This window comes from Streptomyces klenkii, from assembly GCF_003626645.1.
Taxonomy (GTDB): domain Bacteria; phylum Actinomycetota; class Actinomycetes; order Streptomycetales; family Streptomycetaceae; genus Streptomyces; species Streptomyces klenkii.
The window spans coordinates 39,712-54,517 of record NZ_RBAM01000025.1 but is presented as its reverse complement, the minus strand read 5'-3'; the positions used below and the strand labels follow the sequence as shown (position 1 = coordinate 54,517).

The following is a 14,806-nucleotide window of genomic DNA, read 5'->3' as shown; positions in this document are numbered from 1 at the left end:
CAAGCGAGGCTCCTCGGACGAAGCGCGGTGCGTGAGAACACCAGCGCAACGGCCAGGAGCCTCGCGTCGTCACACCCCCTTCTGACCAGGCCGTTTCACCCTCCAGCGCCAGGTTGAAAGAGGTTCAGTGAGCCTCTTTCATCCCGGTTCTTGAAGGGTGAAATGGCTGGTCAGGTGGGGTGGCGGGTGACGTGGCAGGGCCCCTTGTCGTTGGCGTGGTGATTCCACTCAACACACCGGCGTCCAAGGGGCCCTGTTGGTCGCTTATCCTGCCACGCTCGATGTCCCGCATGAGCCGGTCGAGCATGTCTCGTGGCTGATCCACGCCCGCCGGAGTGAGCTGAAGTCGCCCTGGCGGAAGCTGGGCTGCTTCAAGCAGGCCCCGCTGGTGCTGGCGCATCTTCGGAAGAACGAGACATTCGCGCAGGTCGGGGCCGGCTTCGGGGTATCGGAGTCCACGGCCTGGCGGTACGTCGACGAGACACTCGAGATCCTCGCGACCTGGGCACCTGGTCTCCGTGAAGCTCTCGTCGGCCTGGGTGAGGGCGACTACGTCATCGTTGTAGCCGGTGTCGACCCAGGCCTTGGTGATCGTGGGGTGGGTAGCCGCGGTGCGGGTCAGGAGCTGTTTGACGGCCTCGTTGTCGGAAACGCTGGCCGCAGTGACCATGACCAGCAGCAGGAACCCCAGAGCGTCGGTGCCGATGCTGCGTTTGCGGCCGACAATCTTCTTGCCCGCGTCGATGCCCTGGGTGTCGGTGGGGACGGTGTGGGCGGTCTTCACGTTCTGGGAGTCGATGACGCAGGCGGTGGGCTCGGGGTCGCGTCCTTCTTTCTCGCGCACCAGCTGGTGCAGGCGGACGCCGATCTTCTCGATGGTGCCGTCGGCGGTCCAGACGCTGAAGTGCGAGAAGACGGTGGTGTGGGCCGGGAAGTCGTGCGGGAGATAGCGCCAGGCGATGCCGGTGCGGTTGACGTAGAGGATCGCGTTGAGGACTTCCCGCAGGTCGGCGACCCTGCCGCCCAGGTTGAGCGAGGTCTTCTGCCGCTCCGCCCGCCAGGTCGTCAGTGTGGGTTCGATCAGGGCCCAGCGAGCATCGGACAGGTCGGACGGGTACGGCTTGCGGGGCGGTGACGGGCCGCGGGTTGGTCGGCCGTGGGCTCTGCCGCTGTCGGAGCGGGTGCTGCTGGTGGCCGTGTACTACCGCACGAACCTCACCATGCGGCAGGTCGCTGTGTTGTTCGGTGTCCCGTCGGCGGGCGTGTGCCGGGTGATCCAGCGGCTGGGACCGTTGCTCGCGCTGGAGCCCGTCCGGCCCGCTGAGAGTGCGGTCGAACGGCTGTGGATCGTGGACGGGACGTTGATCCCGGTGCGGGACCGCCGTGTGTCCGCGTCCAGCTGCACCTACCGGTTCTCCGCGAACGTGCAGGTCATCGTGGACGCGGATACCCGCCTGGTGGTGGCCACCGGCCGGCCGGTGCCCGGCACCACGGCCGATGCCCGCGCGTGGCGGGCTTCCGGCCTGGCGGCATCCTGCGAGGGTGTGACCGTGCTCGGAGACGGCGCCTACATCAGAACCGGCCTGATCGTCCCCCACCTCAAACGCCCCCGGCAGGCCCTTGCTGAAAGGCGAGGAAGAAGACAACGCGGCCCACCGCAAGGTCCGTGCCCGGGTGGAACATGTCATCGGCCGGATGAAGAACTACAAGATCCTCCGTGACTGCCAGCAACGCGGCGACAAACTTCATCACACGGTCCAGGCCGTGGCCCACCTGCACAACCTCGCCCTCGCCGCATGACCACCCACCGCCAACCACCGGCGCCAGCCTGCCCGCTCACCGGGCTGCGGAACACGCTTTCCAGCACCCACGCCAAGACCATCACACACCTAATTCCTTCTGAAGGATCTCCGTGAGGCCCATGTCCCATGGGGGTTGTTCGAGTGCTGGGGATCGTGATGCCTTCATGGAGCTGGGCTTGTGAGGCCTCCGGTTAGACCGTGCGGACGGTCCTCGTGCTTGTGGTGGCGGTCGCGGGGGTGCCGGGCGGATGCCTTTCACACACCCGGCCTGCATGCCTCCTGTCAGAGCGGCGGCGTTCGGCGCCTTCTCGGCCGCCACCACCTGCTGCTGAGCTTTCTCGTTGATCTTCGTGGTGCGAGCCCGCCGCACGGTGACCTCTCGAAACGCCCGAGCCCGTCCGAGCTCCTGCATAGACCGAGGCCCGCGTGGCGCGCTGGTGCCACGAACGGCTAGCGAGGTGGCGGACCGACCTCTGGTCGAGTCCTGGAATTAGGTCGCTGCGTGGCCCGCATGCGCTCGTGACCAGCGCAAACAGCCCATGCTCAAGGGGAGGAGCAACTTGATCTACTGCGGAATCGACTGGGCCGAACGAACCCACGACGTTGCCCTGGTCGACGACTCCGGCCAGCTGCTGGCCAAGCGCCACATCACCGACGACGCGGCCGGCTACCGGATCCTGCTGGACCTGCTCGCCGAGTACGGCGACACCGAGGACGCCCCGATCCCGGTGGCGATTGAGACGTCCCGCGGCCTGCTGGTCGCCGTTCTGCGGACGGGGAAGCGGCAGGTCTTTGCGATCAATCCGATGGCGGCCGCCCGCTACCGCGACCGGCACAGCGTCAGTCGGAAGAAGTCCGATCCCGGCGACGCCCTGGTGCTGGCGAACATCCTCCGGACGGACATGTACGCCCACCGGTCCCTGCCGGGCGACAGCGACCTGGCCCGCGCGATTGCTGTCCTGGCCCGGGCTCAGCAGGATGTGGTCTGGAACCGGCAGCAGACGGCCAACCAGCTCCGTTCGCTTCTGCGCGAGTACTACCCGTCCGCCTTGGCCGCTTTCGAGCCGTGGAAGAACGGCCTGTGCCGCCCCGAGGCCCGAGAACTCCTCAAGGCCGCCCCGACTCCGGCCCGGGCGGCTCGGCTGACGCGCACGCAGATCGCCGCCGCGCTCAAGCGGGCCGGCCGCCAGCGCGGGATTGAGGCCGAGGCCGAGCGGCTCCGCCAGGTCTTCCGGGCCGACTGGGCTCACCAGCCGCTTCTGGTCGAGGACGCGCTCGGCAAGCAGATGCTTGCCCTCCTCCTCCAGCTCACGGCCGCTTGCGCCGCCGCCGACGAGCTCGCCGAGGCGGTGGAGGAAGCTTTCCCTCAGCACCCGGACGCCGAAGTGATCACTAGCTTCCCCGGGCTCGGTGTCCAGCTCGGCGCCCGGGTGCTCGCCGAGATCGGAGACGACCGCACACGGTTCGCCGACGCCCGCGGCCTGAAAGCCTATGCAGGCTCTTCACCCATCACGCGGGCGTCCGGGAAGAAGTCGAGCGTCACGCGGCGGTGGGTGAAGAACGACCGGCTCAACCATGCCGGCTACCTGTGGGCGTTCTCTGCGCTGCGGGCCTCAGCCGGGGCCATGGCGCACTACAGGCGGCGGCGTGACGAGCACGGAGACTGGCACGCCTCCGCGCAGAGGAACCTCTTCAACCGCATGATCGGACAGCTTTACCACTGCCTGCAGAAAGGCGAGCTGTTCGATGAACAGCTCGCCTTCCCCACGCTTCTCGCCTCCGCCGCTTGACGCCTTAACGTCGCGAGGTGTCTAACCAGGACTTACGGGACACCGTTTAAATAGTACGCAAGGACAGGTGATCAACAGGGCTTTCTGGCCGGACAGCTGAGGCATACAGCTACTCCCCGAACAGCCTGAAAGCCCTGCTCATTACAGACCATCAGTTGTAACGTGATCAATAAGTACTCTGGAGATTATTAACGCGCGAGCCACCCTACATCTCTACAACAGCGTTGTGCCATAGGCTAATTGAACTCAGCAGCCACGGCATCTCGCCGTGGTGACGGTGGGTGCACCCCTCCACCCCACCGTGATCGTCCCGTCGTTCGCTGGCTCCCCAGCCGCCATCACCGCAGTCGTGGTCGCCGCATGAATTCCTGAGCGCAGTGCTGTTATAGCTATGGTTCGTGAGAGCAGGTTCCACTGCAGAGGCGGAACCTGTGCCAGTCAGGGCGAAGACCGCCGCGATCGGGAGCGCAGCCACGAATGTCAGGGCATGGGTTTTACGGATATTTGCCATACCAGTCCCTTCAGTCACAGCCGGGTCGGCAAGGTCTACCGGCCCAGCCGATCCGGTGTTCTTGTTGGCATCAAGTCCACACCCGCTTTGCTCTATGAGGCATGCCACGGGGCAGCATTCATACGCGAGGGTGTATAAGATGTTTTAAAATCGCACACATAGACGTCATCTCATTTGGTGAGTCTGCGGTAACAGATGCGGGTGCAGGCGATGCTGGTGAAGGCGAGGAAGCGGGTGGCTTTGCATTCGTAGCAGCGATGGAGGCGGCGACAGTCGGCGAGCCAGGACATCGTGCGCTCGAGGGCCCAGCGGTGCCGGCCCAGTCGTTGTGGGGTTTCGATGCCCTTACTGAGTTTTTTATTAGTTCTGTGGGTGCGGGGGCTGTAGCGATGTAAGGATGCTGGTGTGCCTTCTGAGCCTCTTTCTGTTGTGTCCGAAGCTCCTGTTCCGCCGCTGACGCGGCCGCAGTTGGCTGAGGCCCGGCGTGTGCGCGCGGTCGAGTTGTTCGAGCAGGGACGCTCTGATGCCGAGGTCGCACGGATGGTGGGGATCCACCCCGAGAGCGTGCGCCGGTGGAAGCGCATGTGGGAGGAGGGCGGGGCCCAGGCGCTGCGGCGGCGTCCGGCCACCGGCCGGCCGCCCAAGCTGGATGATGCCCAAGTCGAGGCGGTTCGGGCCGCGTTGGAGCAGGGTGCCCAGGCGCACGGGTTCGAGGCCGATCTGTGGACCCTGGAGCGGGCAGGCGTCGTGATTGAACGACTGACCGGGGTGACGCTGGCGCGCGCATCGGTATGGCGGCTGCTGACCGGGCGGCTGGGCTGGAGTCTGCAGCGCCCCAAGCGCCGGGCTGTCGAGCGGGACGATTCCGAGATCGCCCGGTGGGTCGCCCAGGAATGGCCGCGCATCAAAAAGGGGCAGTGAAGAAACGTGCATGGATCGTGTTCTTCGACGAATCGGGCGTGTCACTCCTGCCTGAGGTCCGCCGCACCTACGGGCCCCGCGGCCGCACTCCCGTCCTGCGGCACCGGCTGAACTGGAAGCGCGCCTCGATGGCCGCCGCCCTGGGCTACCACGCCACCGACCCCGGCCGTGGTCCGCGGCTGTGCTTCCACCTCAAGCCCGGCAGCTACAACACCACCTCCCTGATCGAGGTGCTGGAACAGGTCAAAACCTTCTACGCCGGCGAGCCGGTGATCCTGGTGTGGGACGGACTGTCCGCGCACTGGAGCCGGGGCATGCGGGCCTGGGCGGCAGACCAGGACTGGCTCACCCTGGAACGACTGCCCGCCTATGCACCCGAGCTCAACCCCGTGGAACTGCTGTGGTCCGCTATCAAGACCCGCGAGCTGGCCAACCTCGCCGGCGACCACCTCGCCGATGTCGCCGACGCCACCGAACGCGGCATCCACCGCGTCTACTCAAACGAACAACTCCCCTGGTCCTTCCTCACCCACACCGGACTCACCATCCACCCCAAACCGCCACAGAACTAACGAAAATCTCAAGCACCAAGTCGTGTCGTTTGGTGTGGCCTTGCGGGATCGTGGCGGGGCGACGACGAAGCTCGTTGAGCGGTTGGTGCCGGATGGGCTGTGGGCATTGTTCCAGCTGTACCGCTGGGGCCTGTGCGTCCGCAGGGCGGGGGCCGGCGGCGGCACGGTGACCGTGAAGTGCTCGCCGCGATCGTGTTCGTGGCCACGTCAGGCTGCACGTGGCAGCAGCTTCCGCCCGGGTTCGGGCCTTCTGGGGTGACTGCTTTCCGGCGGTTCACTGAGTGGTCCCGGGCCCGGGTCTGAGCCAAGCTCCACCACCTGGTGCTCGACGAGCGGGGTGCCCGGGGTGAGCTGGACTGGTCGCGGTGCGCGATGGACTCGGTCAGCGTCCGGGCTCTCAAAGCGGGCATCTGACGGGACCGAATCCGACCGACCGGGGGTAAGAAGGGGTCCAAGATTCACCTCATTGTCGACCGCAACGGCCTGCCGCTCTCGATCGGTACCTCCGCGGCGAACACCCACGACAGCCAGGGTCTCGACCCTGTCGTACGTGGCATACCGCCCATCCGCTCCCGCCGCGGGCTCCGCCAACGCCGCCCTGCGAAGCTGCACGGTGACAAGAGCTACGACTACCTCCACCTGCGACGTTGGCTACAGTTCCAGGGCATCACACCTTCATCGCCCGCCGTGGCATCGAGACCTCCGAGCACCTCGGCCGACACCGCCGGGTCGTCGAACGCTCCGTTGCCCGGCTGGGTGGATGCCGACGCCTCCACCGTAGATACGAGCACAAGCCCAAACACTTCCTCGCGTGCACAGGTATCGCTGCAGCTCTCACCTGCTACCGCAGACTCCCCGAATGAAATGGCCTGTAGGGTGGAGTCCGCTGCGCCCGGCGCTGGTGATAGTCAACACCCGCGAGCACATGGAGTACGCCCAGGCCGGGAGTACTCCTGGGACAGAGGCAAGGTCTCATGCCCGCGGCCGCTCCATGCGGTCACGGGCGAGTGGTCGGTGGCGTGGAGCAAAACCGGCGGGGCCCTGGGACCACTCCCAATGGCCCTCATACGCCAGTTCGCCGGATTTGTTGCAGGTCAGGAGTTGACCTTGAGGTAGGCACTGCGAATATCGGCCGGGACGCGTCCCCGGTCATTGACGCTGTATCCGTTCTCCTTCGCCCAGGTGCGGATGGCTGCTGTGTCCTCGCTTGAACGAGTCACAGTGGTGCGTGTCATCGGCTTCTTTGCCTTACCTTGTTTGCGGGCGGCTTTCACGAATGGGCCGAGGGCTTGCAACAAGCGTTCGTAGCTGTCAGGGCCAAGGTCGATTTCATAGGCAATGCCGTCGATGGAGAAGGTATGGGTGGCAACGTCCTGCGTTTCTTCTCCCGTGAGGTCGTCGGTATAGATGGTGATGATCTTCTGGGCCATGTGCGGATTCTAGGGCCCTCACAGGGGCTCGAAGACCATGATCGGCCGTTTGGTGCTACGAACTGCCTCGAAGGGATGGGTCGACCGACGATGGGCCACGCAGCATGGGCGATCGATCTGGCCCTGATGCCCGCACATACCTTCGCCCTGTGGTCGATGATGCCCGGCTGGGGTCCGCTTAGCGCAGTTGTCACCTCTGCCCTGCCGTTCGGGCCAAGGTGGCGGACGAGCAGTTCACCACGGTTGTCCGCCCGGTGATCTGCCCCGCGCTGATCGTCTACGGCCAGGAACGGTCATCGCGGCGGATCGCGTCGAAAAGTTCGGCGAACGGCTTGGTCATCGTCACCTCCGTCGTCTCGATCAGAGGGTTGTCGGGGCAGAATGGCCGGGCCGCGGGTTCGTCCTCGCCGCGGGCCGGGCACTGGGAGCTCGTGCAGCGCGCAGGTGCGGGCTGCTTCGGTCGCGGCCGCCTGGTCCCGGAGGCTGAACCGCAGCGGCCCGTCACGGCGGGTCGGCCAGCCCAGAATCCCGAAGAGGAGTCCTGGCTCGATGAGGCATGTAGCCCGCCGTGGTATTGCTCCCTGACGGCTGGGTTCTGTGGGGGCCTTGGCGTGGTGGAGCCGGGCAGCTGGGCCTGCGCGTGGCCGGTGAGGAGGCACAGAGCCAGCGCTGCGGCATAGACGGGGTGGGCGATGCGTGCGTGCAGTCGGTACGCGAGGAGCATGGTCTGCTTGTCCGGCTCGGGTGAGAAGCGGCCAGCCGCTGGCAGTGGGAGCACGGGGACCGCCAAGTGGAGGGAAGCCGCCTGGGTGTTGGCGCGGGATGGTGTGCGCCGCGTCGGCAGCAGGAAGCACGGCTCGGCGGGGTGGGGGGATCTGCGCGGCTGCCTCCCCGGCCGTTTCGCGCGGGGACATCGTCGTGCCTCTCCCTGTGGTGTGGCGGGCAGGGGGCGTGTGGCCAGGCCGAGGGCGAACAACACGTCGGGGTGCGGGCCGGTTGCCCGCCGAGAGGGCAAGCAGCCAGCGCCCTTGAAGGCGCGGGATCTGCCCGGTGGGCATGGTTACGGGAAGACGGTGTACGGCTGCATGCAGTAGGCGTGTCAGGGCGGCAGCCTCGCTCGGGCTGAGCCTGGCGGCGGTGTGACCGCCCTCATGCAGGTTCTGCTGCTACTCGTGGCCGTCCGGCTGGAGGAGGTGATCAGCTCGGCGAGTGCCTGGGACGTTCCCGCGGAGGATTCACCACCAAGATCCACCTCGTCGCCGAGGGACGATGCAGGCCCCTCGCCCTCGTCCTGACGCCCGGGCACTACGGCGACGGCCCCCAGCTCGAGCGCGTGCTGGAGCAGATCTCCGTGCCCCGGGTGCGGAGCCGGACGGCCCCGCACCCGGCCCGGCCATCTCCTGGCAGACAAGGCTTACACGACCCGGAGAAACCGCCGCTACCTGCGACGACGTGGAATCCGGCACACCATCCCCGAACGCCACGACCAGCAAAGACACCGCAAGAACCGAGGATCCCGAGGCGGCCGGCCCACCGGCTTTGACCTCGAACGCTACAAGAAACGCAACACCGTCGAACGCGCCATCAACCGCCTCAAGGGGTTCAGCGCTGTCGCCACCCGCTACGAGAAACGCGCCTACATCTACCTCGGCACCCTCACACTCTTAGGCATGGGACTACACGGGATACGTGGCCTGCGTGTGGAGGTCCTTGCGGACGTGGTGCCACATCTCGGCCAGTTCCCCGTCCCTGCCCACGGCGCCGTCGAGGAGCTTGTCGGCTTCGGCGCTGGGGAGTTCTGCTCCTGCTGCACCACAGGACCACCTGGTCCACCCCGATCACCGGTGCCCTCACCGCGATGGCGCTCATGGCCACAGCCGTGGGAGTGCTGGTGACCGCTGGCCGAGGCTGACCAACCCGCCAGCGCCGGCAACCACCGTGCGCCGCAGCGTGCGCTGACGAAAACCAGTCCGCCCGAACGCAACGTAGGAGCGCCGTCCGGGCGGACCGACGGCCCATGCAGCCGCCGCCACACGAGACCAGGTGGTGGCCGGAGATGAACCACACGCCGACGTGGCCGCAGAGGACAACGGGTGCCACAGCCGTTGCCCTATCGAAGGCAGCAGGCCAGGTGGACTGCCCCGGAGCAGCCGAGAGCAGACCGGCCGTTCAACAGGCTCCGGTCGTCGATGGGCCAGGCGGCCACTCAGCGGAAAGCCATGCTTTTCACCAGGCGGCGGGCAACGTCACCGGGCCCCGGATGAGAGCTCTGGCTTGCCATTGCACTTGAGACGGCGGTACGGCCAGGCGCAGGTGAGGGAATCGTCCGACGAGTGTGGAGAGCAGGACAGCAGCTTCCATGCGGGCCAGGTGGGGGCCCAGGCAGTAGTGAGGGCCGTGCCCGAAGGCCAGGTGGGGCGGTCCCTGGCGGTGGAAGTCGATGCGTTCGGGCTGTGGGTAGCGGGCGCTGTCCCAGTTGGCTGCGACGTAGGAGACGTAGACGTATTCGTCTGCCCGGATCAGGGTGTCGCCCACGTGTACGTCGTGCGTGGCTTTGCGTGGCTGCCCGATGCCGTTCTTGTGGGGGATCCACCGGAGCAGTTCTTCGACGGCGGTCGGTGTGAGCAGGTAGTGCTGGCGTAGTTGACGCATGAGTTGAGGGTGGGTGAGCAGGGTGTAGACCATGTTGGCGAGGATGTTGCGCATGGCGTGCCATCCGTTGACGGCGATGAGCGAGGCGATGGCCAGGAGCTCTTCTTCGGATATGCGTCCGTCCGTCACCGCCGTGACCATGGTCGTCATGAGGTCGGTACGAGGGTGCGCGCGCCGCCGGGCGGCGAGTTCGCTGAAGAATTGGTGCAGCGACGCCCGGATGGCCCGTCCGTGGGTGACGTCTTCGTTGCTGGTGGCCCGGGTCAGGAGAGCCTGGGCCCAGTCACGGATCTGCGGGCGGTCTTCGTCGGCGATGCCGAGGATCTCGCCAATGAGTGTCAGGGGGAACGGGGAGATCACGTGCCGGATGAGGTCGGCGGGTGGTCCCTGTGCCTCCAGGCTGAGGAGCAGCCCGTCCATGAGAACCTGGGCCCGTGGCCGAAGGCGTTCGGCGCTGAGGGCGGAGAAGGCCGGCGCCACAACGGTGCGAACTCGGGTGTGGTCGGGCGGGTCTACGAAGCTCACAGCCGAGTCGAGTGGGATGAGGTAGCGGTTCATGCTGGGGATGGGGCAGCCGAGGATCTGCCTGCTGAAGCGTGGGTCCGAGGTGACGAAGCGTACGTCCTCGTAGCGGGTCACCAGCCAGCATTCGGCTTCTCCCTCCCCGCAAGGGAGGCGGATTCTTACGGCCGGGCCCTCGCGCAGAGCTCCGGCAAGGAAGGGGTCGAAGTCCAGGCCGGGGAGCTCCGGGGCAGGGTAGGGGCGAGCAGTGTCACCAGCCATGGTGTCCTCAGTCTCTAGCGACGCGATATCAGTTTATCGACGCGGGCCGGGCTGGGACCGGACGGCTGCATGAAAGTGCAGCACAGCAGACGTTACGGCGGCGGCGGGGACCCGGGCGGCGCTGCAACGCCGGCGGCCCGCAGCGAGCCGGGGGCCGCAGCAGTGCAGCACCTGCTGCTACTTGCGCTTCTCAGCGCAGGTGACACTCCATGAGCGTGCCGCTGGTGGTGAGGTGGGCCCGAGTAGGACGACACGGGAACTGCTGAAGTTCTCCAACCCCACGAATCCGATGGTCCTGGCGCAGTTCATCCGGCTACAGGTGATCAACCCCGAGACGGCTTTCTGGCGGCGTGGCATCGAGGCCGCCACCCGCTGGATGGCCGAGACCGGGGCGCAGCAGCTGCGGGTGCCCTACGGGTACGTCACCCCGGCAGAATGGAGGCCCGCGGGGTTCCCGCTCGGGACGTGGCTGGCTGACCAGCGGAAGTTCGCCAAGGCCGGCAGCCTGGGCAGGACGCGGGTGGAGGAGCTGGACCGGCTGGGGATGGTCTGGTCCCACCAGGACGTCGCGTTCGAAGAAGGACTCACCGCCGCCCGCGCCTGGGCCGCCGTCCACGGGCACTTCCTCCCGCCCGCCGCCGCTGTCTGGGATGGTTATCCAGTCGGGACCTGGGCGAAGAACATGCGCACCGCGGCCCGGCTCGCAGATGCCCTCGCGGAGCGCCGCGAGGCCGGCCTGCCCGTCCCGGCCGGGGCGAAAGCCCTCACCGAGGCGCGCAGGGAAGCGCTGGAGGATATCGACCCGGGCTGGTGCCCGGTATGGGATGCCGGGTGGCAGCGTTGCTTCCGCCTCGCCCAGGCCCACATCCAGGACGGCGGGACGATGCCGACAGCGGCGGGCGAGGTGATCGTGCAGGGCGAAGACCTCGGACGCTGGGCCCAGGCATGCCGCCTCGGCTGGGACACGCTCACGCCCGTCCAGCGATGGCTCCTCGAAAACGTCCTCGGCCTCACCCCGGCCGAGGAGCACGAACGGCCCGTGAAACGCACACAGGAAGACAAATGGGCCCTCAACCTCCAGGCCGCACGCCAGTACCACGCACGCGAAGGCCACCTCAACGTCCCCAGAAAACACATCGAGACGGTGGAAGACCAGCCGGTAAAGCTCGGCACCTGGACCGACAACGTACGCAAACGAGCCGACAAGCTGAGCGAGCAGCGCCGCGCAGACCTCGACACCCTCGGCATCCGCTGGTAAGGCCGAGTCGGCGGACATGACCTCGGCAGAAAGACAGCAGAGGCTGGGTCCGTATGGATCCAGCCACTCGGGCAGTTGCCGGGGACCGATAGGTGCCCGCGGCCCTGTGAGTGACGCGGGCCCAGCCCGATACCTGGTCGACCGCGCCGACGCCCCCGCTCTCCCTCTGCCCCCGCCACCAGCGAAACAAACGCCAAGATCATCAAATTGCCTTCGAAACACAGACTCCGGGGCGCAGCAGTGCCTTCGAATCAGCCAGATCTGTCTCCACCCCGGCCTCTTGGCGCAGACTGCCCAGGCTCCGAGCGCCGGGCCAGTGGCGCGGCCCTGGCAGGGGCGGCCAGGAATGCGGGAGGGCCCGGATCCCATCGGGTCCGGGCCCTCTTCAGCAGTAGCGGGGACAGGATTTGAACCTGCGGCCTCTGGGTTATGAGCCCAGCGAGCTACCGAGCTGCTCCACCCCGCGTCGGTAGAACTCACCGTACGCGATCCTCACAGGTACCGGAGACCACTTTCCGCCAGCACCGGTCTTCCAGACCCATCCAAGAAGGGGAAGTTCGGCGCTGGGGCGCTGTGTTTTCCGGGAGGCTGGAGGGATGGTTCCCGGGGTGTTCCGTCTGTCTCCTGTCAGCGGGGAGACGACGTTGTCGTTTCTTTGCCGGATTGCCGCTCGCTACGGACTGGAGGAGCAGGCTCTGTTGTCCTGCTGGCGGTGGCGTGGTCACCGCCCTCGGCACGACGGCGGAGGGCTTCGGGCGGATGCGGAGGTGCTGCTGGATGCGGCGGGCCGGCGCGCGCTGGTGGAATTGTCCGGGGCCGGGGAAGAGACGCTGGCGCGGGCGCTGCCGTCCTGGGGGCGGGAGGACTCGAGTTTTACGGCGGTGGAGGCCGGCGTTGCGGGGGGGTGGCGGGTCGGGGGCGCGGTGGTGGGACCGGCGGCCTTCGGGTGCCGTTTGTGTGCGGTGCGGCGTACTGGGGCCGCGGTGCGGGTGGTGCGGTACGCGCAGCGGTGGGAGCGGGTGTGTGTCCGGCACGGGCGGTGGGCTCTGGATGCGGACGTCGATCAGATGTTGGAGCACTTGGACCTGCGCGGGGTCCCGGAGGTGGTGGCGGCCCGGCGGCGGTGGTCCGGGGTGGCGCGGCGTGCGGTGCGGGCGGGAGTGGATGTGGGTGAGGTGTTCGGTCTGGCGTATGCGGTGGTGGCTCGGTGGTGGGAGGGGGCGTACGGGTGGGAGCGGGAGGAGATCTGGCCGCGCCGCCTGCACCGGGTCGCGGGCGGCAACGCGGGGAGTGATCTGGAGTGGTGGCGGGTGGTGGGACGGGATGCGGTGATCTTCCCTGAGGTGGTGGCGGTCGCGGATGCTCTGCTGGACCCGGGCATGGCGCAGCGGGTGTGGGCCGACAGCGGCGGGGAGCGTCCGCGGCCGCTGCCTGCGGACGGGGAGTTCTGCCGCCGGCTCGGGGAGCGGGTGGGGCGTCCATGGCTGGGGCCGCTGGTCGCGGTCGACCACGGGGGCCCGCTGCTTGCGTGGATGGGGGCCGTCATCCGGCTCCGCCGCCGTCCCGGAGGGCGGCTCGGGCCGTTCGCGCGGTTCGACGAGAACCTGTGGTGGGTGCGCCAGGAACACCAGCCATCGGCCATGGCCGCCGGGCTGCGTTCTGTGTCCAGGGAGAGGAAGACGCCCGGTTCCGGCACGAACTGGCGCGCCAGGGTGCCGGCGGAACAGCGCTTCCTGATCGAAAACCTGCTGGGTGACGCGGAGGAGCAGTTGCTGCAGTTGCGTGGCGCGCAGAGCGGTACCACCGCGGATGCGGCGCAGTACCTGCTGCAGGGCCTTGGCCGGGGTCTTGAACTGCTCGACCAGGCGCTGCTGCGGGTCATGGTGGCGGCTGTGAGTGCCGGGGTGGGGATGGAGGAGGTGGCCCGGTGGGCCCGGATGTCCGTGGATGAGGCAGCGGAGGTCCTCGGGTCGTACAGGGACGGGGAAGACCGGTAGCCGGACAGGGCGGGTGTTGCTGGTGGAGGGCGCGGGGCGCGGTGCGTGCAGGCCTCGCCGTCGTGGGGCAGCGGGCATCGCGTGGTGGCGTGGGGCCAGAACACGGGAAACACGCCCGGCACGGGCCGGTACGGATCGTACGGGAAGCGGTGTCGCGCGGTTCGCGCTTCTGCTGAGAATCATCTTTTTGAGCGGGACGGGCTGTGTTCGCGGGTTGTGCATGGCCGCTACGCCTTTGGCTGTCCGGCATGGAGGACGCGGAGTTACGTGTGGTGCCCGGTGTGCTGCTGGGGAGGGGTGGTTCGGATGTGGAGGTCTCTTTCAGTAGTCCTGCCGGACAGGTGACGCAGCTGTCGTGGGAGCAGGCGGTGGCATCGGTGCGGTTCGAGGAACTGGTGCCGGTGTCGGCGTTCCCGGTGGTGCCGGGGCGTCGGTGGGGTCCGGGCTGGTGGTGGTCGGCGAGTACCGGGCGGCATGTGGTGCATGGGTCGGCCGCGATGCGCACGCAGCTGATGCTGCTGGACCGGGAACCGGCGGTGACGGGCCTGGCGGGGCGGCCTGTTCGGTTCGTGTGGCGGGACGGGCCCGGCGGCCGGGTCCGCTCGTGGGTGCCGCAGCTCTTCGCCCGGTACGCGGACGGCACCGGGCTGTTCGCGGATTGCCCTCCAGCCCGGTTGCGGGCGGGGCCAGGGCGCAGCGGGCGGGGGCGGTGCTGGAAGCGGCGTGTGCGCGGGTGGGGTGGGCGTACCGGCGGCTGGAGCCGCCGCCTGCGGTGGTGGTGGCGAATCTGCGGTGGCTGGCGGGCTACCGCCATCCCCGGTACCGGGGGGCGTCCGGGCTGCAGGCTGCGCTGGTGGAGGCGTTCACCGTGCCCCAGCCGCTGTTCGACGGGGTGGCGGCGGTGGGTGATCCGCTGCAGGTCTTTCCCGTCGTCTACCACGCGTTGTGGTCGGGGCGGTTGGCGGCGGGACTCGATGAGCCGCTGCACGGCCGGTCGCCGGTCTGGGTGCCTGGCGAGGGCGGCCCGGGGCGCGGATCGGGAGCGGGAACCGGCATGCTGGGCGGGGAGTGAGCGCGGTGGGCGGCAGTA

Annotated in this window: 7 protein-coding genes, 1 tRNA gene and 7 pseudogenes; 10 read left to right on the top strand and 5 right to left on the bottom strand. The window is 68.0% G+C overall.

Translation table 11 applies throughout. The annotated features are described in order from the left end of the window. Positions 1–215: 215 nt before the first annotated feature. Positions 216–562: pseudogene (locus D7231_RS32395) on the top strand (helix-turn-helix domain-containing protein); the annotation flags it as partial. Here the strand turns inward: D7231_RS32395 and D7231_RS32390 are convergent. Then, positions 548–1,105, bottom strand: a pseudogene (locus D7231_RS32390) (IS5 family transposase); the annotation flags it as partial. The pseudogenes D7231_RS32395 and D7231_RS32390 overlap by 15 nt on opposite strands. Before the next feature lie 19 nt (positions 1,106–1,124). Between D7231_RS32390 and D7231_RS32385 the strand changes: the two are divergent. Beyond that, positions 1,125–1,800 (top strand): annotated as a pseudogene (locus D7231_RS32385) (transposase family protein); the annotation flags it as partial. Between the two features lie 541 nt (positions 1,801–2,341). Continuing rightward, entirely contained in the window at positions 2,342–3,592 is a 1,251-nt protein-coding gene (locus D7231_RS32380) for an IS110 family RNA-guided transposase (RefSeq protein ID WP_199739502.1), read from the top strand. A gap of 681 nt (positions 3,593–4,273) precedes the next feature. Here the strand turns inward: D7231_RS32380 and D7231_RS38615 are convergent. Continuing rightward, positions 4,274–4,483: pseudogene (locus D7231_RS38615) on the bottom strand (transposase); the annotation flags it as partial. A gap of 25 nt (positions 4,484–4,508) precedes the next feature. Between D7231_RS38615 and D7231_RS32370 the strand changes: the two are divergent. The 3 genes and pseudogenes from D7231_RS32370 to D7231_RS32360 all read left to right on the top strand — a co-directional run bounded on the left by D7231_RS32370 (position 4,509) and on the right by D7231_RS32360 (position 6,459). Next, on the top strand, positions 4,509–5,024 hold the full coding sequence (locus D7231_RS32370; RefSeq protein WP_120759521.1) for a winged helix-turn-helix domain-containing protein: 516 nt from the start codon (positions 4,509–4,511) through the stop codon (positions 5,022–5,024). Next, positions 5,021–5,596, top strand: a complete 576-nt coding sequence (locus D7231_RS32365) for a transposase (RefSeq protein ID WP_120759519.1) — start codon at positions 5,021–5,023, stop codon at positions 5,594–5,596. Before D7231_RS32370 ends, D7231_RS32365 begins: the two co-directional genes overlap by 4 nt. Positions 5,597–5,678: 82 nt before the next feature. Beyond that, a pseudogene (locus D7231_RS32360) lies at positions 5,679–6,459 on the top strand (IS5 family transposase). A gap of 231 nt (positions 6,460–6,690) precedes the next feature. On the opposite strand, the gene D7231_RS32355 reads toward D7231_RS32360, so the two are convergent. Then, on the bottom strand, positions 6,691–7,026 hold the full coding sequence (locus tag D7231_RS32355; protein WP_120759517.1) for a histone-like nucleoid-structuring protein Lsr2: 336 nt from the start codon (positions 7,024–7,026) through the stop codon (positions 6,691–6,693). 1,213 nt (positions 7,027–8,239) lie between these two features. Here D7231_RS32355 and D7231_RS37910 point away from each other — a divergent pair. Further along, a pseudogene (locus D7231_RS37910) lies at positions 8,240–8,690 on the top strand (IS5 family transposase); the annotation flags it as partial. 562 nt (positions 8,691–9,252) lie between these two features. On the opposite strand, the gene D7231_RS32345 reads toward D7231_RS37910, so the two are convergent. Next, positions 9,253–10,461, bottom strand: a complete 1,209-nt coding sequence (locus tag D7231_RS32345; RefSeq protein WP_120759515.1) for a cytochrome P450 — start codon at positions 10,459–10,461, stop codon at positions 9,253–9,255. 232 nt (positions 10,462–10,693) lie between these two features. Between D7231_RS32345 and D7231_RS32340 the strand changes: the two genes are divergently transcribed. Beyond that, positions 10,694–11,719: a helicase associated domain-containing protein gene (locus D7231_RS32340; protein ID WP_242000038.1), complete on the top strand. Its 1,026-nt coding sequence runs from the start codon at positions 10,694–10,696 to the stop codon at positions 11,717–11,719. 392 nt (positions 11,720–12,111) lie between these two features. Here the strand turns inward: D7231_RS32340 and D7231_RS32335 are convergent. Next, positions 12,112–12,185, bottom strand: a tRNA-Met gene (locus D7231_RS32335). A gap of 301 nt (positions 12,186–12,486) precedes the next feature. Here D7231_RS32335 and D7231_RS32330 point away from each other — a divergent pair. Both D7231_RS32330 and D7231_RS32325 read left to right on the top strand, forming a co-directional pair. Continuing rightward, positions 12,487–13,716, top strand: a complete 1,230-nt coding sequence (locus D7231_RS32330; protein ID WP_242000037.1) for a DNA-binding protein — start codon at positions 12,487–12,489, stop codon at positions 13,714–13,716. Positions 13,717–13,964: 248 nt separating this feature from the next. After that, a pseudogene (locus D7231_RS32325) lies at positions 13,965–14,788 on the top strand (TnsA-like heteromeric transposase endonuclease subunit). The last annotated feature ends 18 nt before the right edge of the window (positions 14,789–14,806 follow it).